The 17,301-nt window shown below is 61.8% G+C and carries 20 protein-coding genes and 3 tRNA genes; 6 read left to right on the top strand and 17 right to left on the bottom strand.

The genetic code is table 11. The features are described 5' to 3' along the window. Positions 1–262 precede the first annotated feature (262 nt). The 3 genes from JHD59_RS01860 to JHD59_RS01850 all read right to left on the bottom strand — a co-directional run bounded on the left by JHD59_RS01860 (position 263) and on the right by JHD59_RS01850 (position 634). Positions 263–338, bottom strand: a tRNA-Thr gene (locus tag JHD59_RS01860). Positions 339–400: 62 nt separating this feature from the next. Continuing rightward, a tRNA-Pro gene (locus JHD59_RS01855) sits at positions 401–477 on the bottom strand. Positions 478–557: 80 nt separating this feature from the next. After that, positions 558–634, bottom strand: a tRNA-Pro gene (locus JHD59_RS01850). 95 nt (positions 635–729) lie between these two features. On the opposite strand from JHD59_RS01850, the gene JHD59_RS01845 reads away from it, so the two are divergent. Together JHD59_RS01845 and JHD59_RS01840 are read left to right on the top strand one after the other, a co-directional pair. Then, positions 730–1,707, top strand: coding sequence for a recombination-associated protein RdgC (locus JHD59_RS01845; RefSeq protein WP_199152920.1), 978 nt, complete (start codon positions 730–732; stop codon positions 1,705–1,707). 366 nt (positions 1,708–2,073) lie between these two features. Beyond that, positions 2,074–2,853, top strand: a complete 780-nt coding sequence (locus JHD59_RS01840) for a class III extradiol ring-cleavage dioxygenase (RefSeq protein WP_199152919.1) — start codon at positions 2,074–2,076, stop codon at positions 2,851–2,853. Here the strand turns inward: JHD59_RS01840 and JHD59_RS01835 are convergent. The 4 genes from JHD59_RS01835 to JHD59_RS01820 all read right to left on the bottom strand — a co-directional run bounded on the left by JHD59_RS01835 (position 2,850) and on the right by JHD59_RS01820 (position 6,506). Next, positions 2,850–3,800 carry a dihydroorotate oxidase gene (locus JHD59_RS01835; RefSeq protein ID WP_199152918.1) on the bottom strand — a complete coding sequence of 317 codons (951 nt, stop codon included), beginning with the start codon at positions 3,798–3,800 and terminating at the stop codon, positions 2,850–2,852. The two genes, JHD59_RS01840 and JHD59_RS01835, sit on opposite strands and share 4 nt — an antisense overlap. Positions 3,801–3,994: 194 nt before the next feature. Next, positions 3,995–4,462 carry a bacterioferritin gene (bfr, locus tag JHD59_RS01830; protein WP_199152917.1) on the bottom strand — a complete coding sequence of 156 codons (468 nt, stop codon included), beginning with the start codon at positions 4,460–4,462 and terminating at the stop codon, positions 3,995–3,997. Between the two features lie 47 nt (positions 4,463–4,509). Beyond that, the gene (gene feoB / locus JHD59_RS01825; protein WP_103319918.1) at positions 4,510–6,279 is read right to left on the bottom strand and encodes a ferrous iron transport protein B; all 1,770 of its coding nucleotides are present in this window, start codon (positions 6,277–6,279) and stop codon (positions 4,510–4,512) included. Beyond that, positions 6,276–6,506 (bottom strand): FeoA family protein, encoded by a 231-nt coding sequence (locus JHD59_RS01820; protein WP_043625227.1) that lies wholly within the window; start codon positions 6,504–6,506, stop codon positions 6,276–6,278. Before JHD59_RS01820 ends, feoB begins: the two co-directional genes overlap by 4 nt. 214 nt (positions 6,507–6,720) lie before the next feature. Between JHD59_RS01820 and dcd the strand changes: the two genes are divergently transcribed. Further along, a complete protein-coding gene (gene dcd, locus JHD59_RS01815; RefSeq protein ID WP_043625225.1) occupies positions 6,721–7,293 on the top strand; it encodes a dCTP deaminase in 573 nt (190 codons plus the stop codon). Positions 7,294–7,569: 276 nt separating this feature from the next. Next, the gene (locus JHD59_RS01810) at positions 7,570–8,046 is read left to right on the top strand and encodes a glutathione peroxidase (protein WP_103319920.1); all 477 of its coding nucleotides are present in this window, start codon (positions 7,570–7,572) and stop codon (positions 8,044–8,046) included. A gap of 65 nt (positions 8,047–8,111) precedes the next feature. On the opposite strand, the gene JHD59_RS01805 is transcribed toward JHD59_RS01810, so the two are convergent. The 6 genes from JHD59_RS01805 to cysK form a co-directional block, all read right to left on the bottom strand. After that, positions 8,112–8,402, bottom strand: a complete 291-nt coding sequence (locus JHD59_RS01805; RefSeq protein ID WP_233163841.1) for a hypothetical protein — start codon at positions 8,400–8,402, stop codon at positions 8,112–8,114. Between the two features lie 107 nt (positions 8,403–8,509). Continuing rightward, positions 8,510–8,809 (bottom strand): hypothetical protein, encoded by a 300-nt coding sequence (locus tag JHD59_RS01800; RefSeq protein ID WP_071108202.1) that lies wholly within the window; start codon positions 8,807–8,809, stop codon positions 8,510–8,512. Between the two features lie 86 nt (positions 8,810–8,895). Further along, positions 8,896–9,927: a histone deacetylase family protein gene (locus tag JHD59_RS01795; protein WP_199152915.1), complete on the bottom strand. Its 1,032-nt coding sequence runs from the start codon at positions 9,925–9,927 to the stop codon at positions 8,896–8,898. Between the two features lie 95 nt (positions 9,928–10,022). Further along, positions 10,023–10,430, bottom strand: coding sequence for a YchJ family protein (locus tag JHD59_RS01790; RefSeq protein WP_199152914.1), 408 nt, complete (start codon positions 10,428–10,430; stop codon positions 10,023–10,025). Beyond that, complete coding sequence (locus tag JHD59_RS01785) at positions 10,431–10,895, bottom strand: hypothetical protein (RefSeq protein WP_233163840.1); 465 nt, start codon at positions 10,893–10,895, stop codon at positions 10,431–10,433. 120 nt (positions 10,896–11,015) lie between these two features. Continuing rightward, a complete protein-coding gene (gene cysK, locus JHD59_RS01780) occupies positions 11,016–11,948 on the bottom strand; it encodes a cysteine synthase A (RefSeq protein WP_103319925.1) in 933 nt (310 codons plus the stop codon). Positions 11,949–12,114: 166 nt separating this feature from the next. Between cysK and JHD59_RS01775 the strand changes: the two genes are divergently transcribed. Further along, positions 12,115–12,987: an ion transporter gene (locus JHD59_RS01775; RefSeq protein ID WP_199152912.1), complete on the top strand. Its 873-nt coding sequence runs from the start codon at positions 12,115–12,117 to the stop codon at positions 12,985–12,987. Here JHD59_RS01775 and JHD59_RS01770 read toward each other — a convergent pair. Further along, complete coding sequence (locus JHD59_RS01770) at positions 12,980–13,489, bottom strand: O-acetyl-ADP-ribose deacetylase (protein WP_199152911.1); 510 nt, start codon at positions 13,487–13,489, stop codon at positions 12,980–12,982. The genes JHD59_RS01775 and JHD59_RS01770 overlap by 8 nt on opposite strands. A gap of 415 nt (positions 13,490–13,904) precedes the next feature. On the opposite strand from JHD59_RS01770, the gene xseA reads away from it, so the two are divergent. Beyond that, a complete protein-coding gene (gene xseA / locus JHD59_RS01765; protein ID WP_199152910.1) occupies positions 13,905–15,269 on the top strand; it encodes an exodeoxyribonuclease VII large subunit in 1,365 nt (454 codons plus the stop codon). A 25-nt stretch (positions 15,270–15,294) separates the two neighbouring features. Here xseA and JHD59_RS01760 read toward each other — a convergent pair whose 3' ends face one another. The 3 genes from JHD59_RS01760 to lspA all read right to left on the bottom strand — a co-directional run bounded on the left by JHD59_RS01760 (position 15,295) and on the right by lspA (position 17,241). Next, positions 15,295–15,531 carry a hypothetical protein gene (locus JHD59_RS01760; RefSeq protein ID WP_199152909.1) on the bottom strand — a complete coding sequence of 79 codons (237 nt, stop codon included), beginning with the start codon at positions 15,529–15,531 and terminating at the stop codon, positions 15,295–15,297. Between the two features lie 202 nt (positions 15,532–15,733). Continuing rightward, the gene (gene ispH, locus JHD59_RS01755; protein ID WP_199152908.1) at positions 15,734–16,666 is read right to left on the bottom strand and encodes a 4-hydroxy-3-methylbut-2-enyl diphosphate reductase; all 933 of its coding nucleotides are present in this window, start codon (positions 16,664–16,666) and stop codon (positions 15,734–15,736) included. A 92-nt stretch (positions 16,667–16,758) separates the two neighbouring features. Continuing rightward, positions 16,759–17,241, bottom strand: a complete 483-nt coding sequence (gene lspA / locus JHD59_RS01750; protein WP_233163848.1) for a signal peptidase II — start codon at positions 17,239–17,241, stop codon at positions 16,759–16,761. Positions 17,242–17,301: the final 60 nt, after the last annotated feature.

Below are 17,301 nucleotides of genomic sequence, written 5' to 3'. Positions count from 1 at the left end.
AGGCAGTACAGGGCTCGAACCTGTGACCCTCGGAATCAAAATCCGATGCTCTACCAACTGAGCTAACTGCCAACACTATCTCAAACCGCGCAGCGACTTGAGAGAAAGGAACTATACCTTAACTGATTAATCCTGGCAAGCATTTTATATTATCTTTTGCGCTAGGCAATCAATAAACCACTCACCCGCAGAAATCAGCAAACTAGATGCAAGCAAAAGAAAAGACCCGACAGATAAACTAAACTGACGAGCCTGATTTTTATGGTGCCGGTAATAGGAGTCGAACCTACGACCTTCGCATTACGAATGCGCTGCTCTACCAACTGAGCTATACCGGCAATCCAATCTGTTAAAAAAGCCCTGATTCTCTGAATTTGAAAATCAAGGCTTTTTTGAATTCTGGTCGGAGTGAGAGGATTCGAACCTCCGGCCTCTACGTCCCGAACGTAGCGCTCTACCAGGCTAAGCTACACTCCGATTTGCTGCTTCCTCAGCTAGCGCCGAGGGAAGCTACTTTACCTCGTTTACTGTTTTCTGACAAGCGATTTTTGTTTAACTGGTCGGAGTGAGAGGATTCGAACCTCCGGCCTCTACGTCCCGAACGTAGCGCTCTACCAGGCTAAGCTACACTCCGACGACCGGTCAAAACTGCTTGTCTGAAAATCTGCTGCTGCATCGCTTGCTGCGGTACAATCAGCGGCTTCAGAGGACGCGCATTATGGAACAAATATGTGGTTTAGGCAACTATCTTTTTATCGTTTGAACAAAGAAAGCCTGGTGGACGCCGACAAGCTGTTGCAGGCATTGGAAAAACGCCCATTCCAACCCTGCATGGGGCTCGATTGGTTCAGCGAAGGGTGGGTTGCGCCGGCTTCCTATCTAGAAGCGCCAGTATATGCGGCACGCGGCAGCCTGATGGTTTCGATGCGGCGCGAGGACAAGGTGTTGCCGGCTTCGGTGATCCGCGACTTCGTCGAAATGAAGGTGCAGGAGATCGAAGACAAGGAGTTGCGCAAGGTAGGCCGCAAGGAAAAGCTGGCCTTGAAGGAACAAGTGACTGACGACCTGCTGCCGCGCGCCTTTGTCCGCAGCAGCCGCACCAGCGCCTATCTGGACATCGCCCGCGGCTGGCTGATGGTGGACTCCGGGTCGTCCAGCAAGGCCGAGGCGCTGATCTCCAAACTGCGCGAGGCGCTGCCGCCCTTCCCGGCCGCGTTGCCGCGCACCAAGATCGCGCCGCATACCGCCATGACCGACTGGTTGGCCGCAGGCGAAGCGCCCGGCGGCTTCGAGCTGGACGCCGACTGCGAGCTGAAAGACGGCAGCGAAAACGGCGCGGTGGTACGCTGCAGCCGCATCGACCTGACCAGCGACGAGATCCGCCAGCATATCGCCACCGGCAAACAGGCCACCAAGCTGGGCCTGATCTGGAACGAGAAAATCCGCTTCCAACTGACCGATACGCTGCAACTGAAGCGCATCCAGTTCCTGGACGTGCTGCAAGACGAAGCCAGCCAGGCCGGGGACGACCGCGAAAGCCTGTTCCAGGCCACCTTCATCCTGATGAGCGAAGAGCTGGGCGAACTGGTGGAAGCACTGGTGGAAGCGCTGGGCGGACTGGAAGACAGCCAGGCGCAGCCGCTTGCCCCCCAGGCTAGCGCGTCGGCGCCAAGCAAAGGCGATGCCGTCGACGTGCCCTGGGATTAAGATCCTACCCAAGCAAACCCCACCCGGCCTGGCCGGGTTTTTTTACGCCCGAACGGCGCGCTGGCCGCTGGGCCATAGCCAAACCCTAACTATTTGCTACAAACAATTAATTTAACAAGACTATGAGGATTGCGGATACTGCAAGCATCCAGTATCCGGGAGAGAACGATGAAACAAGACTGGCGCAAGATCCTGCAAGAGATGTGGGCCGGCTTTGCCTGGCTGCAATGATGGCGCAAGACCTATATGGCGCTCATCCTGCCAAGACTATTGAACAGCAAGAAACAATTCAGTGAGCAAACCGGGATTTTTTTACCCGCCGCTGCGGCGTAAGCTGTCGCCATACCTTATTGCAGGCAGCACATCATGCATACCCGACAACCCGCGCTGTTCATCTCGCACGGCGCGCCGACGCTTCCCATAGAAGACAGCCCCACGCGCCATTTTCTGGAAACGCTGGGACGTAGCTGGCCGCGCCCGCGCGCCATCGTCATCGTTTCCGCCCACTGGGAAACGCATGCGCTGACCGTCAATCTGCAAGCGCGCCCCGATATGCTGTACGACTTCGGCGGCTTTCCTGCGGTCTTGCGCACGCTGCGCTACCCCGCGGCGACCGACCTCGAATTGGCCGAACGCATTGTCGGCCTGCTCTCCGCGTCCGGCCTGCCGGTTGCGACGACCCAGCAACGCCCGCTGGACCATGGCGTCTGGACGCCGCTGATGCTGATGTTCCCGCAGGCGGACATTCCCCTGGTGATGATCTCGCTGCATCACCAGGCAGGCGCAGCCGAACACTACGCCCTGGGCCGGGCGCTGCGTCCGCTGCGCGACGAGAACGTGCTGGTGCTGGGCAGCGGCAGCTACACCCATAATCTGTGGGAACTGCAGCCGGAAGGCAGCGCGCCGGCGCCATGGGCGACGGAATTCGCCGGCTGGATGGATCAAGCGCTGACGGAAAACCGGCGCGACGATGTCGTGAACTGGCGCCAGCGCGCGCCCCATGCGCGCGAGAACCACCCCAGCGACGAGCACTTCCAGCCGCTCTTGGTGGCGCTTGGCGCCGCCAGCGACGATGCGGAGCCCCAAAAGCTGCATGACGACTGGCGGGCGGGCTCGCTGTCCATGACGTGCTGGCGTTTTGACTAGAGCGTCCGCAGCTTGCCGCGAAAATCGTCCAAGCGGCGATAGCCCTTGCTCCGCATCAGCTCCGCCATCTCGGCGGCGATGCGGGCAAAGGCCGCCGGCCCCTCGTGATAGAGGCAGGTGCCCACCTGCACCGCGCGCGCGCCGGCCAGGATATGCATGAATGCCTCGCGACCGCTCTTCACGCCGCCGCAGCCGACAATGTCTTTGCCCGGCAGCAGGCGGTAGAACTCGCGCACATTAGCCAGCGCAGTCGGCAGCACGTAATCGCCGCCCAGGCCGCCCAGGCCATCCTTGGGCTTGATCGTCACGGCTTCGCTGTCCACATCCACCACCAGGCCGTTGCCTATGGAATTGATGCAGGTGACGTAGGCCAGACGCGGATGGCGATTGAGAATCTCCGCCATCGCGGCGAAGTGCGCGGGATCGAAGTAAGGCGGCAGCTTGACGCCATAGCGGCCGGGCCAGGCCTGGTCGAAGGCGCTCAGCGCCTCCGTCGTCGCCACGAAGTCATAACCGAGTTGCGGCTTGCCCGGCACATTGGGGCAGGACAGATTGATCTCCGGAATCGCCGGCAGGCCGGCCGCGGCCAGCGTGCGCAGCATGGTCAGATTGTCATCCAGCGTCATGCCGGACAGGGAAAGAAACAAGGGTTTGCCGCAGCCGTAATCGTAGCGGCGCGCATAGTCCAGGTAATAGGCGAATCCGCGATTCGGCAGCCCCATGGAATTGATGCTGCCCAAAGCCGTGCGGTAGTAGCGCGGCTCGGGATTGCCCTCGCGCGCGTGCAAGGTGGCGCTCTTGCTGATCACCGCCGCAGCGGCGGAGGCGCGCACCGTTTCCAGCTCGTCTTCCTCGCGGCACCACACGCCGGAAGCGTTGTACAGGCAGCCAGGCATGGTCTGGCCGAGCCAGGTGACGGACAGGTCGATGGAGGAATGGTCAGGCATGGCGGGCTCCGGTTTGGATTGAAACCGCCGCAGTATCAAGGAAATAGCCTCGCGCCGCGCTGAGCGGTGTCAAGGTTGCGGCGGATGACATCCTTGCCTCTGCCTTCGTTCCCGCCCTGGCAGAAACTACGCCGCCAAAGACAATGCCCGGCTCATGGCCGGGCATTGGGCGCGCTTCCGCACAAGGAAACGGCTTACATCTGCGCCTGCTGGTAGTTTTCCACGCCCATCAGCTCAATCAGCTTCAATTGCTGCTCCAGCCAGTGCGCGTGGTCGTTTTCGGTTTCTTCCAGCAGCACCATCAGCGCGTCGCGCGTCACGTAGTCGCGCACGCTTTCACAGTGGGCGATCACTTGCTTCAGCAGCGCGCCGACGCGGTACTCCACCTCCAGGTCCGCCTGCAGCATGGCCGGCACGTCCTCGCCCACCTTGATCGGCACCCGGCGCGCCACATTGGGCTTGCCCTGCAGGAACAGGGTGCGGGCAATCAGCGTACGGGCGTGCTCCAACTCATCCTCGCGCTCATGATCAATCCGCTCGAACAGTTTGTTCAGCCCCATGTCCTTGTACATCTCGGCATGGATGAAATACTGGTCGGCGGCGGACAGCTCCTCGGCTAAGAGGTCGTTGAGCAGCGCCAGGGTTTGGGGATCGCCTTGCATGATCGTTTCCTGTTGTTCTTGGTGATTCAAGCCGTCATTCTAGGCGCTCAGCGCATCAGATGCACGCCCTGATAGAAAGCGAAAGACAGCAGCCAGGCCAACAACACCGACCAGCCGACCGACATCGCGGTGAAACGCCAATCCTTGGACTCGCGGTGCATCGCCGCCACCGTGGACAGGCAAGGCACATACACCAGCGTGAAGATCAGGAAGCTCATCGCCGACACCCAGTCCAGATGCTGCACCAGCACCCCGCCCAAGCCGGCCTCGGACACGCCGTAAATCACCGCCAGGCTGCCCAGCAGAATCTCCTTGGCGATGAAGCCGAACAGCAGCGCCACCGCCAGCTCCGCGCGGATGCCTATCGGGTCCAGCACCGGCGACATCGTCTCGCCCAGCACGTAGGCCAGGGTCTTGTCGTGGCCGGCCGGGATGTGGGTCAGCAGCCAGACCATCACCACGCCGGCCAGGATGAAGGTGGACGCCAGGCGCAGGAAGGCACTCACCTCCCCCACCGCCCGCGTCAGCATGTGGCGCGCGCCCGGCAGGCGATACGGCGGCACTTCCAGCAGGAAGGCCTCGTCGCCGCGGTAGCGGCGTTTGAACACCCAGGCGGTGATGATGGCGGCGACGAAAGTCATCAGATACAGGCCTGACACCACCCACGGCGCCTGTGCCTTGCTGAACAAAATGCCAGCGAAGAACACCACCACCTGCAGGCGCGCCGAACACAGCGAAAACGGGATCACCAGCATGGTCAGCAACCGCTGCTTGCGCTCGCGCATCACCCGCGTGCCGAGGATGGCCGGCACATTGCAGCCGAAGCCCATCAATTGCATCACGAAGCCGCGGCCATCCAGCCCCAGCTTCGCCATCATCGCATCCGTGAGGAAAGCGGCGCGCGCCAGATAGCCGCTGTCTTCCACCATGGCCATCAGCACGAAGAAGACGAACAGAATGGGGGCGAAAGTCAGCACAGTCGCCACGCCCTGCCACACGCCGTCCAGCACCAAGCTCTGCAGGATGGCCGGCAGCGAAGCGACGGCAGGCGCCAGCGCCTGGTCCTTGACCCAGTCCAGCACGCCGCCCACGGCGTCCTGCAATGGGGTGCCGATCTGGTAGGTCAGATTGAACAGCAAGGCCATGAAGGCGAAGAACAGCGGCAGGCCCAGCCACGGGTGCAGCAGCCAGCGGTCCACTTTCTCGGTCAGCAGCACCGGCAGCACCGGCGGCAAGCGCCAGCAGCCTTCCAGCTTGCGGCGGGCCATGTCGATGGCGCGCTGCGCCTCCGGCACGTTCTCCAGTTGCGCGTGCACCGCGGGGCCATCCTGCGCGGCCAGCTGGTTCAAGGCGGCATTGAGTTTGGGCCAGCCTTCCATACGCTTGGCCGACACCAGCACCACCGGCGCCTGCAGGCGCTCGGCCAGCGCGTCGGCATCCACCGTCACGCCCAGCAGCTTGGCCTCGTCCGCCATATTCAATACCACCAGGCAGGGCAGGCCGCTGGCCAATACTTGCAAGGCCAGCGGCAGCTGGCGGTCCAGTTGGCTGGCGTTCAGCACCAGCACCGCGCCGTCAAACGGCGTGGACAGCAGCACGTCGCGGACCACCGCCTCGTCATCGGTATAGCCGGTCAGATCGTTGACGCCGGGCAAGTCGATCAGCTCCACCATCTTGCCGCCCAAGAGCAAACGCGAACTGATCAGCTCCACGGTCAGTCCGGGCCAATTGCCCACGCGCTGCGACATGCCAGTCAAGCGGTTGAATAAGGTGGACTTGCCAGTATTGGGCAGGCCGATCAGGGCAAACCGCTTCATGCCGCCGCCCTCACTTCGATATGGCGCGCCAGGCTGCGGCGCAACAGGAAGCGGGTGGCGCCCACTTCCAGCAGCAAGGGGCCGCCCCAGGGCGCGGCCTTGCGCAAGTGGAAACGGCAGCCCGGCACCAGGCCGAAAGCCGCCACGCGGCGGAAGGCTTCTTCAGCCAGATTCAGCCGCTCGACGATGCCGTGGGCGCCGGCGGGAAAGATGTCCAGGGACGACATGATGTTTTTTGTCCTGATAATAACGGGAATAATTTGCATTATTATATCGAATCGCCTCCTTGCCTCTTGCGACAATTTGTCGCAATCCCGGGTCGGCTTGACCGAGGTCAAACGCTTCACGCTCACGCCGCCGCCGGTCAATTCCATAGCCGGAAGCGCCGCTAAACGGTTAAAATTGCAGCCATTGCAATAAACGACACACGGGCCAACGACTATGAGCATCAAATCGGACAAGTGGATTCGCCGGATGGCGGCGGAACAGGGCATGATCGAGCCGTTCCAGCCCAATCAGGTGAAGATGGACGAAGACGGCCAGAAGCTGATTTCCTTCGGCACATCCAGCTACGGCTACGATATCCGCTGCGCCGACGAGTTCAAGGTGTTCACCAACATCAACAGCACCATCGTCGACCCGAAAAACTTCGACCCCAACTCCTTCGTGGAAGTCTCCGGCAAGGGCTACTGCATCATCCCGCCCAATAGCTTCGCGCTGGCGCGCACCGTGGAATACTTCCGCATCCCGCGCAATGTGCTGACCGTCTGCCTAGGCAAATCCACCTATGCCCGCTGCGGCATCATCGTCAACGTCACCCCGTTCGAACCGGAATGGGAAGGCTACGTCACGCTGGAGTTCTCCAACACCACCCCGCTGCCGGCCAAGATCTACGCCAACGAGGGCGTGGCGCAGGTGCTGTTCTTCGAGTCCGATGAAATCTGCGACGTGTCGTACAAGGACCGCGCCGGCAAATACCAGGGCCAGGTGGGCGTTACCCTGCCCCGCCCCTGACCGTACTTTCGTACGATTCTCCAGACAGGATGGCCCCGGCCATCCTGTTGCATTTGCGGCAGCCGCAAAAACCCTCTCGCAATTTCCACCAACTGTTCTAGGCTAAACAAAGGGTTAGCTGACATCCCGGTTGTGCCGACCCTTTGCACAGCAAGCTGTTTCTTCTTGGGGCGTCGCGGTTCCCCCTTGCCGCTACGCCCCCTTTTTATGCTCCTCCCCTTGCCAGGCCCTAAGTCCGCACGCATGCTTGCCTGCTCACGCAAACTAAGGGACCTGATGGACATCTACGACTTCTCCTTCCGTCGCCTGAATGGCGCCGAACAATCGCTGACCGACTACCGCGGCCGCGTGCTGCTGCTGGTCAACACCGCCAGCCGCTGCGGCTTTACCTCGCAATACGCCGGGCTGCAACAGCTGCACGCCGACTACGCCGACCAAGGGCTGACGGTGATAGGCTTCCCTTGCAATCAGTTCGGCGCGCAGGAGCCGGGGACGGCTGACGAGATCGGTGACTTTTGCCAGAAGAATTACGGCGTGGACTTCGTGATGGCCGACAAGATCCAGGTCAACGGCAACGACGCCCATCCGCTGTGGCGCTATCTGAAGCAGCAGCAACCGGGCTTGCTGGGCATTGAAATGATCAAGTGGAACTTCACCAAGTTTCTGGTGAACCGCGAAGGACGCGTGGTCGCCCGCCATGCGCCGCAGACTGAGCCGGCCGAACTGGCCACGGCCATAGAAAAGCTGCTGTAAGCCTTACGCCGCGCCCAAACAAAAGGCCGGACATCGCTGTCCGGCCTGTTATTGCGCTGCCGCCATCAGGACTGGCAATCATCCAGCGAGTTGCGCGCCAAATGCGCCAGCTGATCCAGCTCATCGTCCAGATGCGCCTGCATATCCAGCAAGGCGGCGCGCAGCACCGCCGCCGCCAAAGCCGACTGCTCGCCATTGAACACATGCGCCAACACGCGCAGCTCGCGGCAGGCCGTCAGATCCAAAGGCACCTCCAGCACGCGCACCGTCGGCATATCCAGCTCCGCTCCTGAATCGACATTGCCGACGCGCTGGCTCTCCAGCGCGGTCAGCAGGGTTTTCAAGGCCAATCCCATCATTGCCTCCCTTTGCGTTGCCAGATGCAAAAGCGTATTGACCTTGCGGCATTCCGCCGTGCAAAACGGCTGCGTCGTCCCCTCGCCCCGTTCCGCCAAACTTCGACTTAATGCCTGCGCAGGCCTCCGTCCCCCGCGCCGCTCAAGATGTCGCGGCAAGCCTGGGTGGCGCGCAGCATCTGGCTATCATCCAGCGCCTCCCAGGCATCCGCGATGGCGGCGCCCAACAATTCCCCAGCCAAGGCCTCGCTGCTGTTTTCAAACACAGCCGCCAAGGCCATCAACTCCAAAGCCAGATCGCCAGACAGCGCCGCGCTGACGCGGCGTTGCGACACGGCGGATATGCCGCCCAAAGGCGGACGCGGCGTGCCCAAGCGATCGATCAAGCCGTCAATACTCTTCCCCATAGCCTCTCCGTTTCATGCCCCGCGCGGCGTCCCCATCCGCGGCGAAGACTCTTTGAACATAGGCCAAGCGGCGGTAAAAAACCGGGCTAGCTGCGCGCCTCGAAACCGGCCAGCACATTCACCACATTGTCGCCTATCGGCCCCACCGCGTAGCCGCCCTCCAGGCAGAACAGCGTCGGCAGTTTCAGTCCCGCCAGACGCGCGCCCAGCGTGACGAAGTCCGGCGTGCCCAGCTGGAAACGGGAAATCGGGTCGCCCTCGAAGGTGTCGACGCCCAGCGACACCACCAGCGCCTCGGCGCCGAAGCGGGCGATCTGCTCCAGCGCGCAGTCCAGCGCGAAGAACCAGGTGCTGACGCAGGAACCCGCCGCCAGCGGAAAATTGAAGTTGTACCCCAGCCCCTCGCCCTCGCCCTTTTCGTCGGCAAAACCCAGGAAGAATGGATATTCAGTGCGCGGATCGCCGTGGATGGACAAAAACAGCACGTCGGAGCGGTGATAGAAAATATCCTGGGTGCCGTTGCCGTGGTGGTAATCGACGTCCAGCACGGCCACCCGGTGCGCGCCGCGATCGCGCAGCGCCTGGGCGGCGATGGCGGCGTTATTGAAGAAGCAATACCCGCCGCAATAGTCGCGCGCGGCATGATGACCGGGCGGCCGGGTCAACGCGAAGATGGCGCGCTCGCCGCCGATCAGCCTGTCCACCGCGGTCAGCGCCACATCAGCGGAAGCGGTGGCCGCCTGCCAGGTGCCGGCGGTGATCGGCGTGCCGCAGTCCATCGAGTAGTAACAGAGCTGGCCTTCCACATGCTCCGGCACGGCCTCGCGCAAGCGGCGGATCTGCCACATCTTGGGCAAGGCGTCATAATCGCGCCCCATCTCGCTCCAGCGCTGCCAGGCAGTTTCCAGGAAGCGGACATACCCCTCGTCGTGCACGCGCAGAATCGGCTCCAGACCATGCCGGCGCGGATGCACGACGTCGCCCAGATCGCGCTGCCGCACCGCGGCCAGCACCATGTCGGCGCGGGAAGGGGTTTCGAAACAAGGCTTCAGCGTGCCGTCTATCAACTCGGAACGGCCGTGCTGCAGACGGTGGGAATCGGAATAGATGGTAAGCATGGACTTTTCCGGCAATGGAAAACTCTATGCTCCCGCCATGGCATGCCAGGGGTCAAACCTTGTTCGCGGCACATTTGCGCCAGAGCAAGCGCGGATCAGGATACTTGGCCGGCCACGTAATACCAGCGTCCATCCTCGCGGACGAAGCGGCTGACCTCGTGCAGGCGCTCGGCCTTGCCGCCCACTTTGTAACGGGCGACAAACTCGACCAGCCCTGCCTCATCGCCGTCCAATCCAGCCTCGCAACGCTGGATTTCCAGCCCTATCCATTTCACTACGCCGGCGTCTTCGGCCAGATTCAATTGTTCAGGCCGGGTGGACGCATGCCAGGTGGCCAGCAGATAGTCTTCCAGCCCCAGCGCATAAGCGCTGTAGCGGGAACGCATCAGCGCCTGCGCGGTGGGCGCCGGCGGCGCGTCGGGCTGATGGTAGCGGCCGCAGCAGGCCGCCAGATCGCCGCCTCCGCAGGGGCAGGCGACATGGGCGTGTTTCTTCGACTTCATTCAGTAACCCAGCGGCGGCAGGCCGTACAACTTGAGCAAGAAATTGCTGAAAGCGGGATCGGCCGGTTTCGGCGTGTACTTGGGCCAGCGGCGCATCCATTCGCGCAGATGGGCCTCCAGCCTGGCGCGGAAGGCATCAGAATCGATGCGTCCCGCTTCGCGCTCCACCGTCAGCTGGCGGTAGATGGCGAAATTGTCGTTGTCGACGGCATTGGCGCCGGCAATGCGCAAGCGCGCCGCGCCAAGCTGGTCGGCCGCCGCGGTGCGGGTCAGCTCGCCAGACTTGACGCGATCGGCCAGCCGATTCGCCTCATCCAGCAGTTGGTCCACCTTGCTGGAGGCGGGGCGAACCGTTGACGTGGAGGCCGCGCCGCCGCCAGGATGCACCGGCGCCGCGATCTGTTGCAGGCTGCCGCAGGCGGTCAAGCCGCCCAGCACCGTCAAACCGATGATCAGTCTTTTCATGGCGGCCATTGTAGCCCGTCAGGCCCTTGCGCCGTCAATGGCGCGGATTTCACAATCGATGACGGATTGCGACAAAAAAGCCCGGCGGCAGCCGGGCTTCAGCGCGTACCGCGAAACGGTTTACGCCAGATGCTCGAACAGCACCGTCGACAGATAACGCTCGCCGAACGACGGAATCACCACCACGATCAGCTTGCCTGCGTTTTCGGGGCGCTTGGCCAGTTGCAGCGCCGACCACACCGCCGCGCCGGAAGAGATGCCGACCAGGATGCCTTCCTTGGTGGCCACGTCGCGCGCGGTCTGCAGCGCGTCTTCGTTCTTGACGCGGATGATCTCATCGTAGATCTGCGTATTCAGGATGCCCGGCACAAAGCCCGCGCCTATGCCCTGGATCGGGTGCGGCCCTTTGGCGCCGCCGGACAGCACCGGCGAGGCATCCGGCTCCACCGCCACGATCTGCACGCCAGGCTTACGCGCCTTCAACACTTCGCCCACGCCGGTGATGGTGCCGCCGGTGCCCACGCCGGCCACGAAGATGTCCACCTTGCCATCGGTATCGTTCCACACCTCTTCCGCCGTGGTGTTCCGGTGAATCTCCGGATTGGCCGGATTCTCGAACTGCTGCGGCATGAAATAGGTGTCCGGATATTCGTCCACCAGCGACTTGGCCTTGGCGATGGCCCCGCCCATGCCCTCCGGTCCCGGCGTCAGGATCAGCTCCGCGCCGTAGGCCTTCAGCAGCTGGCGGCGTTCCTTGCTCATAGTTTCCGGCATGGTAATGACCAGCTTGTAGCCGCGCGCCGCGCACACCATGGCCAGGCCGATGCCGGTATTGCCGGAGGTCGGTTCAACGATGACGGTATCCGGCTTGATCTTGCCGGCCTTCTCCGCCGCGTCCAGCATCGCCACGGCGATGCGGTCCTTGACGCTGTGCGCCGGATTGAAGAATTCCAGCTTGGCGACCACGGTGGCGCCGACGCCCTCGGCAACGCGGTTGAGCTTGACCAGCGGCGTGTTGCCGATCAGGTCGGTGATGGTATTGGCAATGCGCATCGTCTTATTCCTCATCAACCAGAAATATCGATTCTGATATTCCCCATCATCATAATCAATGCCAGACAGGCAGCCTAATATTCTTTGCTTATATCCAGCAAACCAAATGCCGGCCATACTCTCTAACCGGCTTTGTTATAGTCAATGCAACACAGGCAAGATTCCCATGCCCACCCAGGAAAATCTGATTCCGCTATCCGGCTGGCGCCGCAAGCTCTACATCATCATCTACGAGGCCGATACCCGCGCCGGGCGCATTTTCGATATGGCGCTGATCATCGCCATCCTGCTGTCCGTCGCCTGCGTGATGCTGGAAAGCGTCTCCTCTATCCGGCAACAGTACGGCACGTTGCTGACCGTGCTGGACTGGACTTTCACCATCTTGTTCACGATTGAGTACACCTTGCGGCTGATATGCGTCCACAAGCCGCTGCGCTACGTCAAAAGCTTCTTCGGCGTCATAGACCTGCTGTCCATCCTGCCGCTGTATCTGGGGCTGTTCATTCCGGAGAGCCGCTTCCTCGCCGACATCCGCATTCTGCGGCTGCTGCGGATGTTCCGCATCCTGAAGCTCAGCCGCCACCTGGGCGAGGCCGCGCAATTGCGGCGGGCCCTGCTGGCCAGCCGGCGCAAGATCACCGTCTTTCTGGTCACGGTCATCCTGCTGGTGATCGTGCTGGGCACGCTGATGTACGTGATAGAAGGCCCGGAGCACGGCTTCACCAGCATCCCGATCAGCATCTACTGGGCCATCGTCACGCTGACCACCGTCGGCTTTGGCGACATCACGCCGAAAACGCCGCTGGGCCAAGCGCTGGCCAGCCTGGTGATGATCACCGGCTATGGCATCATCGCGGTGCCCACCGGCATCGTCAGCGCCGAAATCGCCCGCAGCGTACCCGACCCCGTCAGCAGCGACAATCGCTCGGCCACCCGACTGTGCCCGCATTGCTTTAGCGAAGGCCACGACTGGGACGCCCAGTACTGCAAGCATTGCGGAGGCCAATTGCCGCGCCCAGCCAAAGGCGAAGTCAGCTGAGCGCGCGCTGATAGGCGTCCAGCGCGCGCGGATCGAAGGCCACCAGCCAGACTTCGCGCAGGGCGTGCGGCCGTTCCGACAACCAAGACCGCAACTCCTTGACTGCCAATTCGCACGCCGCGTCCAAGGGATAGCCATACACGCCGCAGCTGATGGCCGGGAAAGCGATGCGCCGCGCCTCATGCAAGCGCGCCAGCTCCAGGCTGTTGCGGTAGCAGGCGGCCAGCAAGGCCGCCTCGCCATGGCCGCCGCCCTGCCATACCGGCCCCACGGTATGGATCACATAAGCCGCCTTCAGATTAAAGCCCGGGGTGAGCCTCGCCTCCCCGGTCGGGCAACCGCCCAGCGCGCGGCACGCCTCCAGCAAAGCCGGCCCCGCCGCGCGATGTATCGCGCCATCGACGCCGCCACCGCCCAACAAGCTGCTGTTGGCGGCGTTGACGATGGCGTCCACATCCATCTGCGTGATGTCGGCCTGGATGCTGCGCAGCAGTGCGTCCATATTCATCCCCCAGTTTGATATACCTGATGGTAGCGCGATTGCTATCATGTAGCCTTGCAGCTGCGCGGCCTGTTGTTGCGGCTGCGACAGTCGCCATCCGGGTTCAAATAGCAAGTGCTTACTCAGCCTTTATCCATCACGCCAAGCTGACGTACGGCGATAAAGTCCGCTCTGCCAAGCCTAGCCGTGGCCTTGCGGAATTCTGCCGCCGGCTGTGGATAACTTTGTTGATAAGCCGGTGCATAGCTGCGGTAAACGCCCGCAGCCATTGGCTTGCATTGCTTTTGCCCACCCGGGGACAGATTTTCTCAAACCATTGATTTGATTGATTATTCAGTCAGATATCAAACGCTACGCCAACGCTTGTTCCGTGGCCAAGATTGAATATTTACTCCAGCGAGCGATTGTGGATCACTTGACAAGACCTAATTTTCTTGATCGCAACCAGGATGTGATCAGCGTCTCCTCCCTTAACCGGATGGCGCGCGACCTGCTGGAAGCAGGCATCCCGCCAGTCTGGATTGGCGGAGAAATCTCCAACCTGACGCTGGCCGCATCCGGCCACGGCTATTTCTCGCTGAAAGATGGCGGCGCCCAAGTGCGCTGCGTGATGTTCCGCCACAAACTGGCCTTGCTGCCGTTCCGCCCGCAGGAAGGCATGCAGGTGGAACTGCGCGGCCAGGTGACGCTGTATGAGGCCCGCGGCGAATTCCAGATCAGTGTCGGCGAGATGCGCGCCGCCGGCCTAGGCCGCCTGTACGAAGCGTTCGAACGGCTGAAAGCGCGGCTGCAGGCCGAGGGTCTGTTCGACAGCAGCCGCAAGCGCGAGCTGCCGGCCCATCCAGCTGCCATCGGCATCATCACTTCGCCGGCCGCCGCCGCGTTGCGCGATGTAGTCAGCACGCTGCGACGCCGCATGCCCGGCATTCCGCTCATTCTCTACCCTGCCCAGGTTCAGGGCGAGGGCTCCGCGCAGCAGATCGCCAATGCCATCCGCCAGGCAGGCGAGCGGCGCGAGGCCGACGTGCTGATCATCTGCCGCGGCGGCGGCAGCATTGAAGACCTGTGGTCGTTCAATGAAGAAATCGTCGCCCGCGCCGTGGCCGCCTGCCCGATCCCGACCGTCAGCGGCGTCGGCCATGAAACCGACTTCACCATCTGCGACTTCGTCGCCGACCGACGCGCCCCGACGCCGACCGCGGCGGCGGAACTGGTGTCGCCAAACCGCGAGCATCTGGCCATTCAGCTGGAGCAAACCAAGCGCGCGCTGGAACGGGCGCTGGGCCGTTTGTTGACCGACAAGACGCAGCAGCTGGACTTCCTGGGACGCCGGCTGACCCACCCCGGCTCCAAGCTGCAAGCGCAACGCGACAAGCTGGGCTCCCTGTCCCAAACCCTGCGGCAACGGGTACACACCATGTTCGATCAGGGCCGCTGGCGCTTGCAACTGGCAGCCAGCCACCTGACGCGTCATCAGCCGGACCTGGCAGCGCAGAGCCAGCGCCTGCAACAACAGCAAGCCCGGCTGCAACGCGCGCGGGATCGATTGCTGGAGCGGCGCAGCCAGCAACTGGCGCAACTGTCCGCCACGCTGACCGCGTTCAACCCCGAGGCGGTGCTGGCGCGCGGCTACGCCATCGTGCAAAAGCGGAACGGCCAGGCAGTCAAGAACCCGGCCGAACTTCAAGACCATGAAAGAGTGACGCTGCGGCTGGCCGAAGGCAGCACCGAGGCACGGATCGAACATCCGCAAGGCGTGCAGCCGGAGTTGCCGTTCTAGCTCTCAGAATGAAAGTACAGGCAACTTATTTGTTAACCCTAGCAGGATTGCCATGCAAGATCTGATTGGCAAGCTCTTGCTGCGCTTGGTCAGACAAAGTTTCCGTCCGACTATTGGCATGATGTGGAATATTACTACCTACTGAATAATCTGGGGCGTTCCAGCTTTGATCATCCTCGCTTTCCTTAATGCTGGAAGGGGTTGCAGCGCAAGCAGACAGCAGTAGAACTAACAACAGCAAGAGAGCCTTAATAGATTTCATAGAGATGTTCATCCGACAAAAAAAGTTATCAGTTGGCGTCGGTGCATTGATATAGTTTTTATTCCATTATCCTATTCAAATAGTGCCGATCTGTAAATTAACGTATACATTCTTTTCGCCTCCCGACTCAAAAACCCCGCTGTTGGAATAAACAAAAAGGCCGCCCCAATCGGGCGGCCTTTTCGCGGCGAAACTGGATAAATCAAGCCGGCCGCAGCGCGGGCGGCAGCGCAAACACCGTCGTCTCCTCCACGCCAGGCAGCTCTGTCACCTGGCTGATGTCGAAAGACTTGATGCGGTCTATCACCGCCTGCACCAGCACCTCCGGCGCGCTGGCGCCGGCAGTCACGCCGACTCGGCTCTTGCCGACAAACCACTCCGGTTCCAGCAGATCGGCATTGTCCACCATGTAAGCGTCCACGCCCTTGAGCGCCGCCACTTCGCGCAGGCGGTTGGAGTTCGAGCTGTTGGGCGAACCCACGACGACGACCATGTCGCACTGCTCGGCCAGCAATTTCACCGCATCCTGGCGATTCTGCGTGGCGTAGCAAATATCATCCTTCTTGGGGCTATGGATGGCCGGGAAGCGCGCCTTCAGGGCCGCGATGATGTCGCGCGTCTCGTCCACCGACAGCGTCGTCTGGCTGACATAGGACAGCTGTTCTGGATTGCTCACCTGCAGCTTGGCCACATCGGCCTCGTTCTCGACCAGATACATGCCGGAATCGGCCTGGCCCATGGTGCCCTCCACTTCCGGATGCCCGGCGTGGCCGATCATGACGATCTCCATGCCCGCCTGCCGCATGCGCTTGACCTCGATATGCACCTTGGTCACCAGCGGACAGGTGGCGTCGTACACCGTGAGGCCCAAGGCGTCAGCTTCGGCGCGCACAGACAGCGGCACGCCATGGGCGGAGTAAATCAAGGTGCTGCCAGGCGGCACGTCCTTCAACTCCTCGATGAACACGGCGCCCTTGGCGCGCAGATCATCGACCACAAAACGGTTGTGCACCACTTCGTGGCGCACATAGATGGGCGCGCCATACAGTTCGATGGCGCGTTCGACGATGGCGATGGCCCGATCCACGCCGGCGCAGAAGCCGCGCGGGTTGGCAAGCATGATGGTCTTCGACATCCGTATTTCCTTATTCAAGCCAGGGTTTTACCCGGCGCATGCGCCAATGGCCCGCACCGCGGGCCATTGCTTTGAATCCAATCCTAGTCCGCTCAACGCGATGGCTTTTTGAAACTGTCCAGCACCATCAGCGCCGCGCCGACGCAAATGAAGGAATCGGCCAGATTGAACGCCGGGTAGTACCACTGGTTGTAGTAGTGAACCAGGATGAAGTCGATCACGTGGCCGTAAGCCAGGCGGTCTATCACATTGCCCAGCGCGCCGCCGATGATGAAGGCGGCAGCCAGATTCATCACGCCGCTGAAGCGGCCCTTGACGATGCTCCAGCCCAGCCAGCCCGACACCGCGAAAGCCAAGATGGTGAACAGATATTTCTGCCAACCGCCGGCATCATGCAAAAAGCTGAACGCCGCGCCCGGATTGTAAATCAGGGTGAAGCTGAAAAAGCCGGCTATCACCTGACGCACTTCGCCGTACTGGAAGTTGCCGTTGAAATACAGCTTGCTGATCTGGTCCAGCACAACAACCAGCGCCGCCAGCACGAACCACTTGGACCAGCGGCTTGCGCCAGGCATAGTCATTGCAGAATCCATTTATGGGTTTCCCATTACTGACGGGGCCGCCCGCGCGGCCCC

The organism is Chromobacterium sp. ASV23 (assembly GCF_016428945.1).
GTDB classification, from domain to species: Bacteria; Pseudomonadota; Gammaproteobacteria; order Burkholderiales; family Chromobacteriaceae; genus Chromobacterium; species Chromobacterium sinusclupearum.
This window is presented reverse-complemented; position numbering and strand designations above follow the sequence as displayed.

Excerpts from the sequence above, each read along its gene's own strand:
- JHD59_RS01845 (WP_199152920.1), top strand. The coding sequence starts at position 730 with ATGTGGTTTAGGCAACTATCTTTTTATCGTTTGAACAAAGAAAGCCTG.
- JHD59_RS01840 (WP_199152919.1), top strand. The coding sequence starts at position 2,074 with ATGCATACCCGACAACCCGCGCTGTTCATCTCGCACGGCGCGCCGACG.
- JHD59_RS01835 (WP_199152918.1), bottom strand. The coding sequence starts at position 3,800 with ATGCCTGACCATTCCTCCATCGACCTGTCCGTCACCTGGCTCGGCCAG.
- bfr (WP_199152917.1), bottom strand. The coding sequence starts at position 4,462 with ATGCAAGGCGATCCCCAAACCCTGGCGCTGCTCAACGACCTCTTAGCC.
- feoB (WP_103319918.1), bottom strand. The coding sequence starts at position 6,279 with ATGAAGCGGTTTGCCCTGATCGGCCTGCCCAATACTGGCAAGTCCACC.
- JHD59_RS01820 (WP_043625227.1), bottom strand. The coding sequence starts at position 6,506 with ATGTCGTCCCTGGACATCTTTCCCGCCGGCGCCCACGGCATCGTCGAG.
- dcd (WP_043625225.1), top strand. The coding sequence starts at position 6,721 with ATGAGCATCAAATCGGACAAGTGGATTCGCCGGATGGCGGCGGAACAG.
- JHD59_RS01810 (WP_103319920.1), top strand. The coding sequence starts at position 7,570 with ATGGACATCTACGACTTCTCCTTCCGTCGCCTGAATGGCGCCGAACAA.
- JHD59_RS01805 (WP_233163841.1), bottom strand. The coding sequence starts at position 8,402 with ATGGGATTGGCCTTGAAAACCCTGCTGACCGCGCTGGAGAGCCAGCGC.
- JHD59_RS01800 (WP_071108202.1), bottom strand. The coding sequence starts at position 8,809 with ATGGGGAAGAGTATTGACGGCTTGATCGATCGCTTGGGCACGCCGCGT.
- JHD59_RS01795 (WP_199152915.1), bottom strand. The coding sequence starts at position 9,927 with ATGCTTACCATCTATTCCGATTCCCACCGTCTGCAGCACGGCCGTTCC.
- JHD59_RS01790 (WP_199152914.1), bottom strand. The coding sequence starts at position 10,430 with ATGAAGTCGAAGAAACACGCCCATGTCGCCTGCCCCTGCGGAGGCGGC.
- JHD59_RS01785 (WP_233163840.1), bottom strand. The coding sequence starts at position 10,895 with ATGAAAAGACTGATCATCGGTTTGACGGTGCTGGGCGGCTTGACCGCC.
- cysK (WP_103319925.1), bottom strand. The coding sequence starts at position 11,948 with ATGCGCATTGCCAATACCATCACCGACCTGATCGGCAACACGCCGCTG.
- JHD59_RS01775 (WP_199152912.1), top strand. The coding sequence starts at position 12,115 with ATGCCCACCCAGGAAAATCTGATTCCGCTATCCGGCTGGCGCCGCAAG.
- JHD59_RS01770 (WP_199152911.1), bottom strand. The coding sequence starts at position 13,489 with ATGGACGCACTGCTGCGCAGCATCCAGGCCGACATCACGCAGATGGAT.
- JHD59_RS01760 (WP_199152909.1), bottom strand. The coding sequence starts at position 15,531 with ATGAAATCTATTAAGGCTCTCTTGCTGTTGTTAGTTCTACTGCTGTCT.
- ispH (WP_199152908.1), bottom strand. The coding sequence starts at position 16,666 with ATGTCGAAGACCATCATGCTTGCCAACCCGCGCGGCTTCTGCGCCGGC.
- lspA (WP_233163848.1), bottom strand. The coding sequence starts at position 17,241 with ATGCCTGGCGCAAGCCGCTGGTCCAAGTGGTTCGTGCTGGCGGCGCTG.